Annotated in this window: 5 protein-coding genes; all 5 read right to left on the reverse strand. The window is 63.7% G+C overall.

The features are described from left to right. Positions 1 to 67: 67 nt before the first annotated feature. The gene (locus QE379_RS14860; RefSeq protein ID WP_307001657.1) at positions 68 to 589 is read right to left on the reverse strand and encodes a hypothetical protein; all 522 of its coding nucleotides are present in this window, start codon (positions 587 to 589) and stop codon (positions 68 to 70) included. Positions 590 to 667: 78 nt separating this feature from the next. Beyond that, positions 668 to 1423, reverse strand: a complete 756-nt coding sequence (locus tag QE379_RS14865; protein ID WP_307001660.1) for a SapC family protein — start codon at positions 1421 to 1423, stop codon at positions 668 to 670. 45 nt (positions 1424 to 1468) lie between these two features. Then, a complete protein-coding gene (locus QE379_RS14870; protein WP_307001661.1) occupies positions 1469 to 2215 on the reverse strand; it encodes a SapC family protein in 747 nt (248 codons plus the stop codon). Positions 2216 to 2238: 23 nt separating this feature from the next. Then, positions 2239 to 3357: an invasion associated locus B family protein gene (locus tag QE379_RS14875; RefSeq protein WP_307001664.1), complete on the reverse strand. Its 1119-nt coding sequence runs from the start codon at positions 3355 to 3357 to the stop codon at positions 2239 to 2241. Positions 3358 to 3391: 34 nt separating this feature from the next. Further along, the gene (locus QE379_RS14880) at positions 3392 to 19390 is read right to left on the reverse strand and encodes a YDG domain-containing protein (protein WP_307001666.1); all 15999 of its coding nucleotides are present in this window, start codon (positions 19388 to 19390) and stop codon (positions 3392 to 3394) included. Between the last annotated feature and the right edge of the window lie 32 nt (positions 19391 to 19422).

Raw genomic sequence — 19422 nt, forward strand, 5'->3', positions numbered from 1 at the left:
GAAAGCAAACCAAATCACCCGCATGATCGACAAAGGCAAGACCTGACGACGTGTCGGCACCAGACGTTTAGTCGAATTTCTCATCGTCGCTGAGCAGCGAGCGGATCGCCACGGCGCCGTCCGGGGCGAGGCGATAACTGCGCCGTCCGGTCTGGATGCTGTGGGCCGGGATCCCCATCATGCGCAAGGCGCACCGCAGATGGCATATATAGACTTTGACCGCCTTGATGTCGGTCGTGCGGATAGCGGCCGCACGCACCAGTTCTTCGCAAGCGACATACACGCCAGGCTCATCGAGCAGGCGCAGAAGGACGGCGGCACCGTTACGCCCGATACGGGGCTGCAAGGCAACCAGGCGTTCCATGGCAGCGCTACGCCGCCGATCCTGTTCAATCGTCTTCGACACGGCCGGCGGGTGGGAGGCGAACATCGATCTCGGCAACGCGGAACGTCTCGGGCGGAGAGATGGGCCAGGCCGTTCGTCGAGCCGGTTCAGCAGCGCGCGCGCAGTCGCCAAAGCCTCAAGCCCCGTCTCGATCAGCGTGGTCAATTCCCGATAGTCTTCGAAACCCGCTTGATCCTGAACCATGATCTCACTCTTCCTCCTTCTCCGCCCGTTCATGATCCGGGGATCGCGAGGCATACTGTTGCGATCCCCGGAATTGCCTCAGCGCGACGGTTCGTCGGCGAACAGCGCGCCGATACGACGCAGGGAGAAGAGGTGCGCGAAGATCAGCGCCAATGCGCCGGACTGGACCAGCTTGCGGTACTGATCGCCACGCAGGCTTTTGAGCTTGTCTTCCGACACCATCTGGAAGCCCCGCAGGATGCGCGGCGTGCCGTCCTCGCCCGCCACGCTAGCCTCCGCCTCGATCAACAGGTCAAGTTCGCGCAGTTCGCCCACGAAACTCTCGGTGCGCCGGATCGCCGCTTCGAACTGCTCGCAAAAGGCGAGGATGGCGCGGGCATGGTCGGTGGGTTCGTCCCCGGCGAACAAATTGCCCACTTCGCCCTCGACCAGTCGGCCGCTTTCGCTGTCGAAGCACAGGGTCAGGTCGGTCGCCTTGTCATCCAGCCTGGCGAGCAGGAAGGGATAGCGGCGAACATAGGCGGGGACATAGCGCTCCGCCTGCCAATGCCCTTCATGACCGACATGACGGTTCTTGCCGCCCGGCATACCGGTCATGACCACCGGCATCGGGTTCTCACCGCTGGAGAAGACGATCGGATAATCCGCCTGGGCCGGAATGAATTCATCCGTGGTCAGTACGATCGCGGGACTGTCGGCAGCGAAGCCGAAATCGGGCGTGGACTGTTCCTCGAAGATCAGGGTGCCGTGAAGCTGGCTCATCAAAGGGGTCACCGCCTTGTAGAATTGCGGCAAGGTCTGGGTATGGGTCTGTTCAGGATTCTGGTCTGTCATGTCATTCGCTTCGCTTGAACGGTCGGGAGGGTCGGAAACGAGGGCTCAGCCCTCGTCCGCCGGGTCGGAGGTCGGAGCCGGAAAGGCCTGCCCCAGATGACGCAGCGAGAAGAGGTGGGCGAAGATCGCCCCCTGTGCGCCCGTGCTCATGAGCTTGCGCAGCGGCTCGGCCCGCAACTGGCGCAGCCGCTCTTCATCCACCATGCTATAGCCCGGAACGGCGATCCGCCCTCCCGCGCCGTCATCGAGCCGCAGATCGACCAACAGGTCGAGTTCGGCCAGTTCTTCCATGAAGCCGCGCGTGCGGCGCACCGCCGCCTCGAAGCTCTGGCAGAATTCGAGGATCTGGCGGGTCGTCTCGCTGGGATTGTCGTCTTCGCCGAACAGATTGCCCTCGTCGCGATCGCTCAGCCAGGGGCAGGCACCATCGAAGCACAGGCTCATCTCGTCCAGTTCGGGGTCGAGCCGGGCGAGCAGGAAGGGGTAGCGGCGGACATAGGCCGGGACATAGGCTCCCGGACGCCACGCGCCCTGGGCGTCGACGAACTGGTTGCGCTGGCTGCCGGGCTGGCCGGTCAGCACCATCGGCCTCGGGGCATCCCCACCGCCGAAGACGATCGGATAATGCATGACGGCGGACGGAAACTCGTCGATCGTCAGGTCGATCGTGTCCGCCCGCCCGGCAAAACCGTAATCCGGCGTCTCGGGCGCGTCATAGGCCAGATGGCGATGCAGCCGGCTGATCAGCGGCGTAACGAAGCGGTAGAAGCGCGGCAGGGGCGCGCTGGGCATCGGTGTCATGGACGTTCTCGCCTTCAACGAGGGGTGGTCGGTGTGGCGGCGGGCTGAGCCGGACGCGCCTTGGCCCAGGCTTGGTTGCGGGCGGTCATCGCCTGCATCGCCTGAGCGAAACCATTGAGCGACAGCGGCAGCACCACCGGCTTGCCCGATCGGTCGGCGACCGCGATCAGCCCCTTGGCCGCCTTAAAAAAGGGTTCGATCTCGGCGCGGGTCATGACCCGGTCGATGAAGCAGCCATCCGCCTCGCAGCGGGTGATATGGAAGCCCGGCACGTCGGTCTTCTCGTCCAGCCGGATCAGCGGCGCGGTCTGGACCAGCACGCCCAGTGGCACCTGGAACTGGACGCCGTAGCGGTCGCCCTGCCCGGCATAGGCGAAGGAGAAGCGAAGCGGCTGGGTATCGCCTTCCTTCCGCTGCACACCTTGCACCACTTCGCACGGCGGCAATTCCGCGCGCTCGACGCACAGAACCGACCAATCGCCATAGCGCTCGGGTTGCGCGGCGGGGGTCGCGGCTTGCGGTGGTGTCGCGGTCGGCGCTCCCGATGCCAGAGCGGCAGCGGCCAATAGCGGAATCATCGTGTCTTTCCTTCCTGTGTCATGGGGAGTCCGGCCACCGGCCAGGATCGCGGAGTTACGACCGAGCATGTCGGCGAAGGCACCGGCAAAGCCTTGACGGGCCAGTGGAATGTCCTGCGAACCTGCAATGCGGTCGCGGAAGCGAACATGGATGTCGGGTGCCTGCGCCATCCCCTGGCCCAGGGTCAGCGGCAATATCGCTCCGGCGAGGCATCGCACCGCGTCGCAGTCGATCACCGGCAGTTCCAGCGGCGTGGTCGCACCGAGTTGGAGCAGCACCCCCTGCCCCCTCGCCAAGCTGGGAGGCAGGGCCAGTTGAACGGCGCAGCGCGCCCGGCCGTCGTTACAGCTCAGCGAGACTTGCAGGACCGGCTGCCCGGCGCGGGCGCTATCCTCCACGCGCTGCGCCACCTGGCAATAATCGACCCGCCCCGCGGTGTTGGGGCATTGCACCGCCCATGCGCCATAAACGGCAACGGGCGGAGCCGGAGGTGGTGGGCTGGCATCGGCGACGGTGGGGATCGCGGCGAAGGCGAGCAGAACCGCCGCGATCATCCTTTCCCAACCGGCACCGGACATGGCCCGATGCTCAGTTGCCGACATAATAGACCGCATCCCCCAGGTTCGTCTGCGGGACCACCTGCCGATACACCGCCTTGGCGTCCTGATCGCCGAAGCGCGCGGTGACATAGGTGATATCGGCCTTGGACGTGATGGCCGCATCGGTCAGCATCTTGCCCGCCCCGCCCGCGATCGTGGCGTCGGCCGGTTCCCCCTTGAGAAGCGCTGCGACGCCGGTTCCATCGGCGGAAACGGGGGTGCTCGCCACCGCCTCGAAGGCCGGGGCGCCGGGCGGAAGGGCACCCGCGGTCGCCGGACCACCGGTGAACAGGCTACCCACCCCGATGGCCGTCGTCCCCAATCCGCCGCCCGAAGCCGAACTGATCACGGCGGCGCGTGCAGCCAGGTTGTCGGCCGCGATTCTCGCCTGATCGATCAGACCGCCCGCCGTGCACGAACCGGAGATCTTGCCCGACCCGGACGTGCACGACACCGTGCCGCCGAAATGGTTGCCGCTATTGGTCAGCGTGATATCGCCAACCGCCTTCAGCACGGCATCGCCCGTGACCGTGACATACCGATCCTGCAGGATGCGGCCCGCGCCGTTCCTCCCCGCCGTCACCGACAGGTCGCGTCCGACATGGGTCGGCCCGCCCAGGACGGCGTCGCCGCCCGCTATGATCGTCAGATCACGCGATGCGTCGGTTCCTCCGGCCCGCACCGCCCGATCGCCGACCAGCGTCACATCGCGCCCCGAAATCGACAACGTCTCGAGATCGCCAGCCCCCTGATGAATGGCGACGTCGCCCGTCACCGCGATCGCACCGCCCGTCTGGGTGAAGCCGTCAAGGACCGTCACATGGCCCGCGCCGGTCAGCGCCCCGCCCCGCTGGACCAGCGTGTCGATGCGCAGATCCCTGGCGACGACCAGATTGCCCTTGAGCAAGGTCAGCACGGTATCGGTGCTGCTGGGCACCATGTCGGCGTCCGGGGTGGTGAGCAGCCGGTCGATCAGCACGCGCCTTGCCCCGTCGAAGTTGATCGCCGTGCTGGTCGGGAGGACGACATCGGCGACATTGGCCTCGTCGGGGATCGCGCGCCCCGCCCAGTTGGCGGGATCGAACCAGCTCTTGCCGTCCCCCTTGCCGGTCCAGACGACACTGGCCAGACGGGTGATATCGGCGGTCAGCCCGCTCGGCTGGACGATGGTGTAATTACCCGCATCCGCGCCTGCCAGCGTATAGCCCGAGGCGATCACGGTCTTGCCCGTGCCGACGTTGCGATCCTCGAACCGCGCGACCGCGCCGGTGGTGACCAGAGCGACCGTATCGGGCGCCAGCGCCGTGACGAAGCCGCCCGACGTCGCGGCCCCACCGCCACCGTCATAGACCTTGTTCGCGACCGTAACACCCTGCACGTTCAGCCGCGCCGGGGTGATCGTGGCGGTCAGGCCCGTCGGCTGGACGATGGTGTAATTGCCCGCATCGAGTCCGCCCAGCGTATAGCCCGAAACCGTCACGGCCTTACCCGCGCCCGCCATCCGGTCGGCGAAAGCCCCGCTCACGCCAGCCCTTTCGAGGATCACGCCATCGCCTGCAAAGGCGGTCACGCTGCCGCCCGAAATCGCCGCGAGGGTGTTCGCATCGTAAACCTTGTCGGAAGCGCGCGCGCCGGTGACGACGAGTTGCGCGGGCGTGATATCGGCGGTCAGCCCGGTCGGCTGGACCAGTGCATAATTGCCCGCATCCGCACCGGTCAGGGTCAGACCCGCGATAGTGACGGTCTTGCCGTTGCCGACATTCTTGTCCGCGAAGCGCGCCTGGCCGCCGCGCGTATCGAGCCCGACCGCGTCCTGCGCCAAGGGTTGCACTTCGCCCCCCGTAAAGGTCGCGTCGGTGCCCGCATCATAGCTTCTGTTCTGAACCGCCATTCCATTCACCACCAGCGCCGCGCGCGTTACCGTTCCCGTCAGCCCGGTCGGCTGGATGAGATTGTAGTTTTGGGCATCCGCACCCGAAATGGCGTAGCCGGATGCGGTCACCATCTTGCCGGTGCCGACATTCTTGGTCGCAAAGCGCCCACTGGCGCCTGCCGACGACAGGGTGACGACGTCGCCGCCCAAGGCGCTCACCGTGCCGCCCATGAGGGTCGCGGCCGTCGTCGCATCATAGACCTTGTCGCGCACCGTCACGCCCAGGACCGCAAGATTGGCGGGCGTGATATCCGCCGTCGTGGTCAGCGCGGTCGAGACAAGCCGGTAATTGCCCGCGTCCGCCCCCGTCAGCGCGGCGATGGCGTCGAGCGTTACACGCTTGGCGGGGCCGACATTCTTGTCCGCAAAGGCCCCGGTTGCCCCTCTCAGGTCCAACCCGACCGCATCGCCCGCCATCATCCCCGCAAGCGACAGCCCGCCGACATCGACCTGTGCCGCGACGCTCGCGTCATAGACCTTGTTTCGCGCAGTGAAGCTGCCCGCCAGCGTCAGCGAGGCCGGGGTGATCGCCCCGCTCAATCCGGTGGGCTGTACGAGCAGGTAATTGCCCGCATCCGCACCCGAAATGGCGTAGCCCGACGCCGTCACGGCCTTTCCGACCCCGACATTCCTGTCGGCAAAGCGCCCGGAAGCGCCGCTCGTCGACAGGACGACCGCATCCGCACCCAGTGCCGACACCGCGCCCCCCGAGAGAGCCGCATCGACGGTCGCGTCATAGACCTTGGTCAGCACGCTGACGCCCTGCACCGTCAGGCTGGCGCGGCTGATATCCGCACTCAGCCCGATGGGCTGGACCAGCGTGTAGTTGCCCGCATCGGTCCCCGAGATGGTGTAGCCCGACGCCGTCACCGCCTTGGCGTTACCGACATTCTTGTCGGCGAAGCGTCCGGTTGCGCTGCCCGTCAGGAGGGTCACGACATCACCTGGCAATGCGCTCACCACGCCACCGGTCAGCGCCGCATCGACGCCTGCGTCATAGACCTTGTTCCGTGCCGTCACCCCCGTGACGGCCAGCGTCGCCCGACCGATATCCGCCGTCAGTCCGACCGGCTGCGCCAGCAGGTAATTGCCCGCATCGGCGCCCGCCAGGGCATAGCCCGAAGCCAGCACGGTCTTGCCCGCACCGACACTCTTGTCCCTGAAATTGCCGCTGGCCCCGCTCGTCACCAACGTCACGGCGTCGCCACCGAATGCCGTCACCGACCCACCGCTGAGGCTCGTGAGGGTGTTGGCATCATATGTCTTGTTCGCCGCACGCACGCCCACGACCGACAGGGTCGCCGGTGTAATGCTCGCCATCAAACCGGTTGGCTGGCCCAGTATATAATTGCCAGCGTCCGCCCCCGAAATCGAATAGCCCGATACGCTCACCCGCTTTCCGGATCCGACATTCTTATCGTCGAAGCGGCCCGCTGCCCCCAAGGTCGACAGGGTCACGACATCCTGGCCCAACGCCGTCACCGTGCCGCCGGACAGGGCCGCCGTCGTCGTGGCATCATAGACCTTGTTCTGGGCAATCACGCCCGTCACAGTCAGGACGGCCTGGGAGATATTCGCCGTCAGGCCCGTCGGCTGAACCAGTGTATAGTTGCCCGCATCCGTGCCGGAGATCGCATAGCCCGACGCCGTCACCACCTTGCCCGAACCGGCATTCTTGTCAGCAAAGAAGGCCGTCGCACCGCTGGTCACCAGGGTGACCACGTCACTGCCCAGCGCCGTCACCAAGCCGCCCGTCAGGCCTGTAGCCACATTGGCGTCATAGACTTTGCCGAGCGCGCTCACCCCGACGACATTCAGCGTCGCAGGTGTGATGTTGGCGGTCGTCGTCGGGGCCGACGCGTTGAAAACGTAATTGTCCGCGTCCGCGCCCGCCAGCGAGCCCGCCGTGCTCAACGTCACCAGCTTGGCATTGCCGACCGTCTTGCTGGCGAAATGGCCGGTTGCGCCGTTCAGATTCAGCCGGACATCATCGCCCACGGCGGCATTGGCCAGACTGAGGCCGCTGGTATCGATCGACGCGGTGGTTGTCGCGTCATACACCTTGTCTTGCGCGGTGAAGCGACCGGACACCGCCAGCGAACGAGGGTCGATCGTCGCGGTCAGTCCCACGGGCTGGATCAACATATAGTTGCCCGCGTCCACACCCGAAATGGTGTAGCCCGACGCCGTCACCACCTTGCCCGCGCCCGCATTCTTGCTGGCGAAGCGGCCGAACGCGCCGCTTGTGGAGAGCGTGACCACGTCACCGCCCAAGACAGCTATCCCGCCCCCGGAAAGGCTCGCCGTGTCCGTCCCGTCATATGTCTTCGAGGAGGCCGTGACGTCGGTGACGGTTAGATCGGCCTTGGCGATATTCCCCGTCAAACCGACCGGCTGGATCAGCGCATAGTTGCCCGCATCGGTCCCTGAAATGGTGTAGCCGGATGCGGTCACTGCCTTGCCGGTGCCGACATTCTTGGTCGCGAAGTTGCCGGTCGCGCTGGCCGTGACCAACGTCACGACGTCCCCGCTCAGCGCCGCGACCGCTCCGCCGGACAGCGTGGCCGATGTTCCGGCGTCATAGACCTTGTTCGCAACGGTGACGCCGGTGACCAGGAGACTGGCCTGCGAGATGTTCGCGGTCAGTCCGGTCGGCTGGACTAACGTATAATTGCCTGCGTCCGTCCCCGAAATGGCATAGCCCGAGGCCGTTACCGCCTTGCCCGTCCCGACATTCTTGTCGGCAAAGGCGCCCGTCGCGCCGGCAGTCGACAGCGTGACCACGTCGCGGCCAAGCGCGGTCACCCCACCGACGGACAGGATCGCCGCCGTGGTGGCGTCATAAACCTTGTTCGCGACCGTTACGCCCATGACGGAAAGGGTCGCGCGCGTGATATCCGCCGTCAGTCCGGTCGGCTGGGCGAGCGTATAATTCCCCGCATCCGTCCCCGAAATGGCATAGCCGGATGCGGACACAAGCTTGCCAGTGCCGACATTCTTATCGGCGAACGCACCGACCGCGCCCGTAGTGACCAGCACCACCACATCGCTGCCCAGCGGTCGTACCGATCCGCCCGTCAGGCTGGCAACCGTCGAGGCATCATAAACCTTAGCTTGCGCACCCACACCGACGACGTTCAACGTCGCAGGCGTGATGCTGGCCATCGTCGTGGGGGCGGACGCCGCAAAGCTGTAATTGCCCGCATCGGCACCGGTTAGCGAGCCTGCCGTGCTGAGGGTCACGAGCTTGCCCGCCCCGACATTCTTGTCGGCAAAGCGGCCGCTCGCGCCTGCCAGATTCAGCCCGACATCGTCTCCCGCCAAGGCGTTGGACAAGCCCAAACCGCTGGTGTCGATCGATGCCGTGGTCGTCGCGTCATAGACCTTGTCCAGCGCGGTGAAACTGCCCGATACGCCCAGCGTACGTGCGGCGATGTCGGCCGTCATTCCGGTCGGCTGGATGAGCGCATAATTGCCCGCATCCGTCCCCGAAATGGTGTAGCCGGATGCGCTTACCGCCTTGCCGGTGCCGACATTCTTGTCCGCGAACAGGCCACGACCGTTCGTCAGAAGGACCGTATCGCCCGACACCAGGCCGGACAATGTGCCTCCGTTCAGCGTCGCAGCCGCCGTACCATCATACACCTTGCCGGTCACCGTAACGCCGGTCACGGCCAACGACTTGGCGGTGATGATCGCGGAGACGCCGCTTGTCGCAGACAGCGTATAGTTGGAGGCCAGTCCGCCATTGCTACCGTCCGTCAGCGCATAAGCGACCGTCGTCGTGTAGCTGCCGACATTCTTGCCGGACAGCGCCGTCGCCGTGCCGGTCACGTCCAGCGTTTCGCTGCCTACCAGACCCGTCAGGATGCCGATCGTCAACGTTCCCGGTGCCGTCGCCCCGTCATAGCTTTTACCAGCGATGCTGGGCGCACCGATCGACAAGAGCTTGGCCGTGATCGTACCGGTCACCCCGCTCGGCTGCACCAAGCTATAATTTCCGGCGTCGGTTCCGTTAATGGCATAGCCCGAAGCGATCACCGCTTTGCCCGTACCGACATTCTTGTCGGCGAAGCTGCCGGTTGCCCCAGCCGTCACCAATGTCACGGCATCGCTGCCCAGCGGGCTCACCGTCCCGCCGGTCAAAGTCGCCGTCGTGGCGGCGTCATAGACCTTGTCCACGACCGTAATTCCAGTGACCGTCAGGCTGGCCGGCGTGATGTTCGCGGTCGTCGTCGGGGCCGATACGTTGAAACTGTAATTTCCGGCATCCGCACCCGTCAGCGAGCCTGCCGTACTCAGCGTAACGACCTTGCCATTACCGACATTCTTATTCGCGAAGCTGCCGGTGGCGCCCATCAGGCTCAGATGAACATCATCCCCCGCTACGGCGTTGGAGAGGCTCAGGCCGCTCGTATCGATCGACGCCGTCGTCGTTGCGTCATAGACCTTGTTCTGTGCCGTAAAGCTGCCTGACAGGGCCAAGGTCCGCGCAGCGATATCGGCCGTCAGACCGGTGGGTTGGACCAGCGCATAATTGCCCGCATCCGTACCGGAAATAGCATAGCCGGAAGCCGTTACTCCCCTGCCCGTTCCGACATTCTTATTGGCGAAGGTTCCGGCCGCATTGGCCGTCGACAAGGTGACCGCATCGCCACTGAACACCGTGATCGTTCCACCGCGAAGGTCAGCGGCGATCGTGCCATCGTAAATTTTGTTCGTCGCACTGACGCCCGAGATGACCAGCGAAGCGGGTGTGATCGTGGCGGTGACGGTCGGAGAGCCTGCCGCCAAGACATAATTGCCCACATCCGCGCCGGTCAGGACGCCGGTGATATTCAAACTTACCGTCTTGTTGGTGCCGGCATTCTTGTTGGCGAAGCTGCCCGTTGCGCTGCCTGTCTTCAGGGAGACCGCATCACTGCCCAGGACGCCAGACAATGTCAGGCCGTTCGTCGTCACCGCCGCCAATGTCGTCGTATCATAAATACGGTCGCTGGCTGTGAAGCTGCCGCCCAGGGCCAGCGAAGCAGGCGTGATCGTCGCCGTCGCGGTCGGAGCCCCCGATGCCAGCACATAATTGCCGGCATCCGTCCCCGACAGCACCCCCGACGCGCTGAGCGTAACCGCCTTGTTCGTGCCGACATTCTTGTCAGCGAAACGTCCCGTCGCCCCGCTCGTCTTCAGCGAAACCACATCGCTTCCCACGATGCCCGACAGTGTCAGACTGTTCGTCGTCACCGCCGCCAATGTGGTCGCATCATAGATGCGATCGCTGGCCGTGAAACCACCACCCACAGACAGCGATGCAGGCGTGATCGTTGCCGTTGCGGTCGGCGCGCCTGCCGCCAGCACATAATTGCCTGCATCCGCGCCGGTCAGCACCCCCGACGCGCTGAGCGTAACGGTCTTATTCGTACCGACATTCTTGTTGGCGAAATGACCCGTGGCGCCCCTCGTCCTGAACGACACGCTATCACCGGCGGCGACGCCCGTCATCGACAGGCCATTCGTCGCGACGGAGGCCAGGGTCGTGGCGTCATAAACGCGATCACTGGCGGCAAAGCTACCCGACAGCGTCAATGGGGCTGGCGTGATCTCGGCGGAAAGTCCGCTGGTCGAGCCGAGCGAATAGTTGGAAGCGAGGCCACCATTGCCCCCATCGGCCAGCGTATAGGAGACCGTCGTCGTGTAACTGCCGACATTCTTGCTCGACAGCGCAGCAGCATTGCCGGTCACACCCAGCGTCTCGCCGCCGATCAGCCCCGCCAGGGTGCCCGCGTTGACCACACCGGCACTCGCCGTCCCGTCATAAGTCTTGGCCGTGATGCTGGTGCCGCTGATCGACAGCACCGCCTTGTCGATGGTCAGCGCGCCGTTGAAATAGGTGATCGCATAGTTGGACAGCCCCGAGCCGGTCGCGTTCGACAGGGTATCCGCATAGCGGCCCGCATTGGTGCCCGAGCCGAGTCCACTCACCCCCGTCACGCTGTCGCTGCCGTACAGCGTCCCGTTCGTGATGGTATAGCCATTGGTGTGCGCCGTGCGGTCATAGGTCACCGACTGCGTGTTGCCGGTAATCGTCAGCGCCGCCTGGTTGATCACGCTGGCGGTGTTGGTCACCGAAGTCGGCGTGAGCGTATAGCCATAGACCGGGACGTCGCGGATCCCATTAAATATCGTGGCGCTACCGATCGACAGGCCTGAGGCCGTTACCGTCTTGCCGCTCCCGGCGTCCTTGGTGTCGAATGCTGCACCGGTCGATGCCAGCGTGACAATATCCCCACCAATCACGCCCGTTGCCGTCAGCAGGCCGGTGACCGGCGCGGTCGTCAAACCGTCATAGGTCTTGGTGACAGCCCCCAGCGTCGCACCCAGCGTCGGCGCGAGCGTGTAGACGAGAGCGTTGCCAGTCGCCTGTGGCCTGGTCCGAAGAGAGGTATAATTATATTGCTTGAAGGCATAATCCAGGCCGCCGACCGTGTCGTTGGCCGGGTTCGCCGACCAGACCAGCCAACGACCGTTCGGCGCGCTAAGTGCGGACGAACCGGCATTGTTGACGAACCTCTGGGTTACCACACGGAGCGCGGAACTGGATGTAGTGGCCGAAGCACTCGTGCCCGTGGCAATCAACGCGGCGCCGCTCGGCAGCACGACGGTGCCCCCACTAAATATGCTTATATCCCCGGTGCTGACCGATCGAAGCGTGATGATGCCGCTCGCCGCGGGACTGTTCGAATCCACCCCGTCGCCCAGGGCAAAGGTCACGCGAGAAGCCGTTCGAATGGCCGTTTCAGGAGCCATCGTTATCTCGGCCGCGCCGGCATCCCGCTGACTCGCGATCACCCCATGACCGGCTGTATCGTTCGCATAGACGTCGAACGCGCCAGACAGATTCGTGATGTTCGCGTTGATGAGAACCGATCGCCCCGCCGCCAACGACAGATCCCCGCCGCTGCCGCTCGACACGGTGATCGGGCTATTGACGGTGATGTCGTTCGACGCCTGGAGCGAAACCACCGTCCCGGCCGCCAATTGGGCCGCGATATCGGACGCCTTCAGCGTGACCGTGTCCGCACTTTCGAAGCCATAGCTTTGCGTCATCGCATTGTGCGACACCGCGCTGAACAGATATACTGCGCCACTCTGCGATAACAGGTTGGAAGCACCTGCATCCGTCATGCTTCCTACCGCCAGCAGATCACCGACCGCGTTGAGCGAGATGCCCGCACCGAAATGATCCAGTCGGTCCAGTGCCGCGACATCGACGTTCTTGCCGCCGCCATAGCCTTTACCGAGCACGCTTTGCCGCGTGACGCTGCTATAATTGGCGTTGATGAAATCGAAGATATAGGCAGCGCCATAGTCGTTGCTGGCCGATGAGCGAGCCGCACCGTCGTCACCCGAGGCACCTATGGCCAGCCGATCGCCAAGTGCGTTCAGCGACACGGCGGAGCCGAATTGATCGCCCGCGTTCAGGCTGACATTAACGTTTCCGCTCCCGGTATAGCCGACACCGATCGTCGCCAGCTTGTTACCAGCCGTGTAGTTACCCGATCCATCCACCGACAGACCGAACAGATAGACGGCTCCGGTTGCCGACCCGCTTCCCGAAGAACCCCGATCGTTCACCGCACCGACCGCAAGCCGGTCGCCGATCGCGTTCAGGGAAACCGAGCTTCCAAAGTTGCTACCGGCCGACAAGCCGACATCGATAGCCTTGCTCTTGCCCAGGGTGACCGGCGACGTGCCGGCGAGCGCGAGATTGAACAGATAGACCGCCCCGGTGCCGCTTTGATCGCCCGGAGCCCCCACGGCCAGGCGCGTGCCCGCCGCATTCAGCGACACCGAACTGCCGAAGAGATCGAATGCCTGCAACCCACTGACATTGACGCTGGCGGAGCCATCGGCACTGCCATATCCCTTGCCCAGCTTGCCCGACTGGGTTCCCCCGCTGAAGCTCGTATCGGTAAAGCCGAACAGATAGACCGAACCGCTATTCGGGCTATTGTTGTTCGCACCGCTATCGCTGGTCGCACCAACGGCCAGCGTCGTAGCGTCCCCGCTCAGGGCCACCGAAGAGCCAAAGCCGCGAACCGTGCCGAGCGATCCGACATTGACGTTCTTGCCCCCGCTATACCCACTTCCCAGGATCGCCTGCAGGGTGCCGCCGGTGAAGTTGGTGTCCGTGAAGCTGAATAGATAGACGGCACCCACAGCCGTCGCATTGTTCGACGCATTGGCGTCGCCAACGGCCCCCACGGCCAACCGATCGCCCCGTGCATTCAACGAAACCGATGCACCGAACCGGTCGGACCAGCGCAATCGCGTGACATCGACATTCTTGCCGCCGGTATAACCCTTGCCGACCGTGCCCATCAGCTTGCCGCCGGTGAAACTCGTGTCCGCAAAGCTGAACAGATACGCCGCGCCGCTGTCAGAGGACACATTGCCGAAACCGCCATCGGCAAATGCGCCAACAACCAGCCGCGCCCCGTTGCTCGCCAGGGCGACGGATCGACCCAATCGATCGCCCGTCTCCAATGCCCCGACATTCACATTCTTGCCGCCAGCATATCCTTTGCCGATGATGCCCGTAACCGAACCACCAGTCAGATTGGTATCGGAGAAGCTTATCAAGTACACCGCGCCAGCGGCGCCGGTAGTATCCCCAAATCCACCATCCCCCCATGCGCCGACGGCGACCCGGTCACCCGTTGCATTGAGAGAAACCGACACGCCAAAAGCATCGCTAACCCCTAATTCACCTATGTCTACATTCTTGCTGCCGGTGCTGCTGGAATATCCCTTCCCTATTATTGACTGAAGAACACCGCTGCTGAATGGAGCATTGGATTGCGAATTGTCGAAGCTGAATATATAAACGGCGCCAGCGTCCATATTGCCGTTATTGTAACCGTCATCTGCAAATGCGCCGACCGCAAGCTTGTCACCTGCAGCATTCAGGGATACGGATACACCGAAATAGTCATTGGCTTGCAGAGCCGCCACATCCCTGTATTTGGGGGTACTGCCAGTCGGGGAATAGCCTTTGCCTAATATGGCTTCCAAGGCAGCGCCCGAAAAATTCGCGTCGGTGAAACTGAAAAGATAGACGGCTCCGGCACCAGACACATTCTTCGAAGCGCCAGCATCGCCATGGCCTCCCACAGCGAGCAGGGTTCCAGTGCTATTGAAGGATACGGCGTGCCCAAACGCGACGCCCGCATCAAGAACCGAGACATCATAGTTCTTGCCACCCGTATAGCCCTTGCCCAGCACAGCCTGCTGAACACCACCGTTGAAATCGGTGTCGGTGAAGCTGAACAGATATACTGCACCGGCCCTGGTGCCGGACGAACCATTCGTGCCCGCCGCACCTGACGCGCCCACGGCCATTCGATTCCCAAGGCCGTTCAGCGCAACGGACTGACCAAAATAATAGTCGGATTGCAGACTGCCGACATTGACGTTCTTGCCGCCGAAATAGCCTTTCCCGACAATCCCTGCCAGCGTCCCGCCGTTGAAGTTGCCGTCGTTGAAGGTGAACAGATAAACGGCACCACCGTTGGACAAGGAACCATCGAAGCCGCTATCCTTGGGTGCGCCGATCGCCATCCGCGTGGCATCCGCATTGAGCGCGACGGAGGTGCCGAACGTGTCCAGCGCCGACAGCCGCGACACATCGATGTTGCGCCCGCCATCGCCGAGATAGCCCTTGCCCATCGTGCCGAGCAGCGTGCCGCCAGTGAAGTTCGTGTCGCTGAACCCGAACAGATACGCCGCACCGCTCTGTGTGGCGGCATCGCCATATCCGCTATCGGTGTCGACACCGACAGCCAGCCGGTTGCCATACGCATTCAATGCGACCGAAAAGCCGAACTGATCGCCATTGCCCAAGGCGTTGACCGCGACATTCTTGTTGCCGCTATAGCCCTTGCCCAGCACGGCTTCCTGTTTGGCGCCGCTGAAACTGATATCGGTAAAGCTGAACAGATATACCGCGCCGAGCAGGGAACCCGTCTTATCGGCCCCCGGGTCGCTGCTCGCTCCCACCGCAAGGCGGTCGCCAAGGCCATTCAGCGCAACCGATCGTCCAAAGCCGACGCGGGCGGCAACGCCCGGAAGGTCGAGATTCTTGCCCCCACTATACCCATTGCCCATGATGGCCTGAAGCTGACCGCCCGAGAATGTCGTGTCGCTGTCCGCGTCATTGAAACTGAACAGATAGACCGCGCCGCTGTTAGTAGCAGCCGACGAACCACCGCCACTATCGCCCACGGCCCCCACGGCCAAACGATCGCCTTTCGCATTGAGCGAAACCGCCGAGCCGAAATAATTGTTGGCGCCCAGTTGATTCAGGCCGGTCGTATAGCCCTTGCCCAGAATCGCCCGCTGCTGAGCGCCCGAAAAGCTCGTATCGCTGAACGTGAAGAGGTAGACGGCACCACTGGCGGCCGTCTGACCATCCGAACTGGACTTCCCATATGCGCCGACGGCAAGCCTGTTGCCGGAGCTGTTCAGCGCAACGCTATTCCCGAAATTGGTGTAGTTGCCCAGCGAGGAAACGTCGAAGTTCTTGCCACCCGAATATCCCTTCCCCAGCGTGGCGACACGTGCGCCACCCGAGAAATTATCATCCGTGAAGGTGAACAGATGGACGGCGCCGGGCTGGGTATATCCTGTGCTGGCCCCCTTATCGTTCGAGGCACCGACCGCCAGAAGATTCCCGGCCCCGTTCAGCGAAACGCCGCTGCCGAAATAATCCCCCGCACTCAGGCTGATCGAGACATTCTTGCCGCCGGTATAGCCATTGCCGATAATTCCCTGCAACGCGCCATTGGTGAAGTCCGCATTGGAAAAGCTGAACAGATAGACCGCGCCGCTATTGGCGAGATTGGCACTGGAACCGCTGTCGCCCGGCGCCCCCACGGCCATACGGTCGCCATTCGCGTTCAGGCCGATCGAAAAGCCGAAATACTTGTTCGCACCGAGGCTCGAGACATCGACATTCCGACTGCCGGTATAGCCGCTACCGATCGTTCCCACGAGCGTACCGCCGGTGAAGCTGGTGTCGGCAAAGGAGAACAGACGCACCGCGCCGCTGTTCGTCAGTCTATTGCCAGCCCCATCGTCTTGCCAAGTTCCAACGGCCAGCCGTGTTGCGGTCCCGTTTAGGCTCAGCCCGATACCGAACGCATCCCCAGCCTCTAGGCTGGCGACGTCGACGTTATTCCCGCCAGTATAGCCCTTACCGATGATGGACGTGAGGGTGGTGCCGCTGAAATTTCCATCGCTGAATGTATATAAATAGGCTGCGCCAGTATTGAAACCCGAAACGTTGTTATAGCCAGCATCGCCTCGAGCACCGATGGCTAGGCGGGTCGCATCGGCGCTCAACGAAACAGACGAACCAAATCCATCCGATGCGTCCAAGCTGACATTCACACCATAGCCCGCGCCGATAGTGTTTGCCAATGTCCCAGCGGTAAAATTAGCATCCGAAAATGTGAAGAGGCGGACGGATCCGCTATTCGTCTTGCTGCTATCATTGGCAGCGGTTGTCCAAGGCGAACCAACCACCAAACGCGATCCATCCGCGTTCAGCGCTACAGAGGATCCAAAATATCCACCGCCGTTAACGCCAGGAACGTCATAATTTTTCGGATTGCTACTATTGCGCGTATACCCTTTACCAAATATCGCCACATTCTGACCGCCGGTAAAATTTCCGTCGCCAAACGTGAACAGGTACACAGCACCGGCATTCGAGGTGTCACTGGCCTGCCCAGTATCCGCCGGCGCCCCCACAGCCAAGCGTTTGCCATCGCCACTTAAAGCGACGGACCAACCAAAACCGCCTCGTACAGTTACATCGACATTGTTTCCGCCGGTGTAGCCCTTGCCGATTTTCGCCGTAAGCGACGCGCCGCCGAAAGCAGTGTCGGTGAAGCTAAACAAATAAACCGCGCCAGTGTTCGAAGTAGACGCAGTGCCTCCATTGCCCGCATCGCCTGTCGCACCAACCGCCAATCGGGTCGCATCCGCACTCAGGGAAACACCCGAACCAAAGCCATCACCGGATTTCAGGCCAACGCCGAAATTCTTCCCGCCGGAATAGCCTTGCCCCAATATAGACGCGAGCGATCCTCCACTGAAATTGGCATCGGTGAAGGTAAAGAGATATACTGCACCGCTACCAGTCTGGCTCCCGCTATCACCAGCATTTTGCCAGGCTCCGACCGCCAGCCGATCTCCGATCTTGTTCAATGCGACGGAATTACCGTAATTCTCTCCGGCCTTCAGGGCCGCCCCATTGACGTTGGCACTGGCATAGGCCTTGCCGATGATGCCCTGATAGGCCCAGGACTGGACCGAGTTGAGGTCGCCGATGATGATGTTCTTCGGATCGAGCAGCAGGTAGCCGCCGCCGACCCGGACATGGCTCAGGTCGGCGCGGCGCAGATCCTGTGCCGAGGAGATTTCGACTGCGCCGCCCTTTGTCCCGCGCGCGTCGACCGCGCCGAGGAAGGTGGTCTGCGCGTCCGACCAGATGACCGCGGTGCCGCCCTGCCCCTTGGCGGACGCCACGTCGATCAGCGTGCCGTCATTGACGAACGCATGGCCCGCCGTCGCCAGCGTCGGCAGATCGCCCCAGCGGCCGAGAAAGCTCTGATAATAAGGCTGGCTCTGGTCCGGCGTCTTGCCGCCCTGGAACGGCCCGCCGATTCGCACTAGCCCGCCGCCGCCCCGCCCGGTCGCGGCAACGGTCGCGCTGAGCAGCCGCAGGTCCATCGCGGTCATGTCGATCCGCCCGCCCAGGCCATAGACGCCGTCGGCGAAATAGCGGCCCGACGTCATCGCCATGCCACTGACCACCGAACGGATCGTCCCGCCGTCGATCAGGCCGGAGACGTTGGTCCGTCCATCGCTATTCTCGAACAGCCGCCCCGCCTGATAGGTGACGCTGCCACCCGAACCGAGCGAACTGGTTGCCAGCGTCGTTCCGCCCAGCGACAACAGCCCGTCCGCCTTGACGGTTACGGTGCCGCCAGCCTGCTTCACCCCGGTCGAGGAGGAGTCGATCAGCCCGCCCAAGCCTACGCTGCCGCCGGTGATGGTCACGCTGCCCCCGCTCGCCCCCGCTGCCGAGATCACCGAACCCGTCTCGGTCCCGATCCCGCCCGAGCCCGACAGGGTGATGACCCCGCCCTGCGACGAGACGGAGTCCGCGCGCACGATGCCCGACACGTTGACCGAGGCGTTGACCACCTCGCGCGCCGCCGACGCGGTCAGCAGGATGCGCCCACCCCGCGCGGCGATGGTGCCGTCATTCTCGACCAGCGCCTTCAAGGGCTGGCCCTTGGCGTCCTTGAGCGTGCCCGTGATCGCGTCCGAGCCTGCGAACCGGACCAGCCCGTCGCCGTACAGGTCGATGCCGAAGCCCTTGCCCGCCGCCAGCGACACCCGGCCCATATCGGCCATGATGAGCCCGGAATTGCGGACATGCGGCGCGACGAACGCCGCCATCCCGGCGTCGCGGATGGTGATCCGCCCCTCGACGACGATCTCGGCCTTGTCGTTGCCGCCGTCGTTGAAGCGCAGCAGGCTGTCGCCGCGCAGGAACCCGGCCGCGTCGATATCGTGGGTCGAGACGATCAACCCGGCGGTGTCGACCTTGGAGCCCTTGCCGAACAGCACGCCGTTTCGGTTGATCAGCACGACCTGGCCATTGGCCTGGATCGATCCCAGGATGGTCGACGGATCGCTACCCGTCACCCGGTTGACCGTGATCGACCTGGCATCGGGCTGCTGGAACACCGCCATGTCGCCTTCACGAAGCGAGAAGCGGTCCCAGTTGACGATCGCGCGGTCGCTGGTCTGGGTGATCGTCGTCTGCGACGTGCCCTGGCCGCTGATCGTCGCCTGGCCGCCGACGACCTGCCCGCCCGATAGCTGCGCGAAGGCCGGGCTGGCGTGCAGCATCACGCCCGCCGCGACCGTGATCGCGATCCCGCTCGTGCCGCCGTACCAGCGCTTGCCCTTGTTCGTCATCGTATCAAATCCTGGAAATCGATTGGATCACA

Source organism: Sphingomonas sp. SORGH_AS_0879 (genome assembly GCF_030819175.1).
In the GTDB taxonomy this organism is placed as follows: Bacteria; Pseudomonadota; Alphaproteobacteria; order Sphingomonadales; family Sphingomonadaceae; genus Sphingomonas.

What these genes read in the sequence shown, in the direction of transcription:
- QE379_RS14875 (WP_307001664.1), bottom strand. Translation starts at nt 3,357, where the DNA reads ATGATCGCGGCGGTTCTGCTCGCCTTCGCCGCGATCCCCACCGTCGCC.
- QE379_RS14880 (WP_307001666.1), bottom strand. Translation starts at nt 19,390, where the DNA reads ATGACGAACAAGGGCAAGCGCTGGTACGGCGGCACGAGCGGGATCGCG.
- QE379_RS14870 (WP_307001661.1), bottom strand. Translation starts at nt 2,215, where the DNA reads ATGCCCAGCGCGCCCCTGCCGCGCTTCTACCGCTTCGTTACGCCGCTG.
- QE379_RS14865 (WP_307001660.1), bottom strand. Translation starts at nt 1,423, where the DNA reads ATGACAGACCAGAATCCTGAACAGACCCATACCCAGACCTTGCCGCAA.
- QE379_RS14860 (WP_307001657.1), bottom strand. Translation starts at nt 589, where the DNA reads ATGGTTCAGGATCAAGCGGGTTTCGAAGACTATCGGGAATTGACCACG.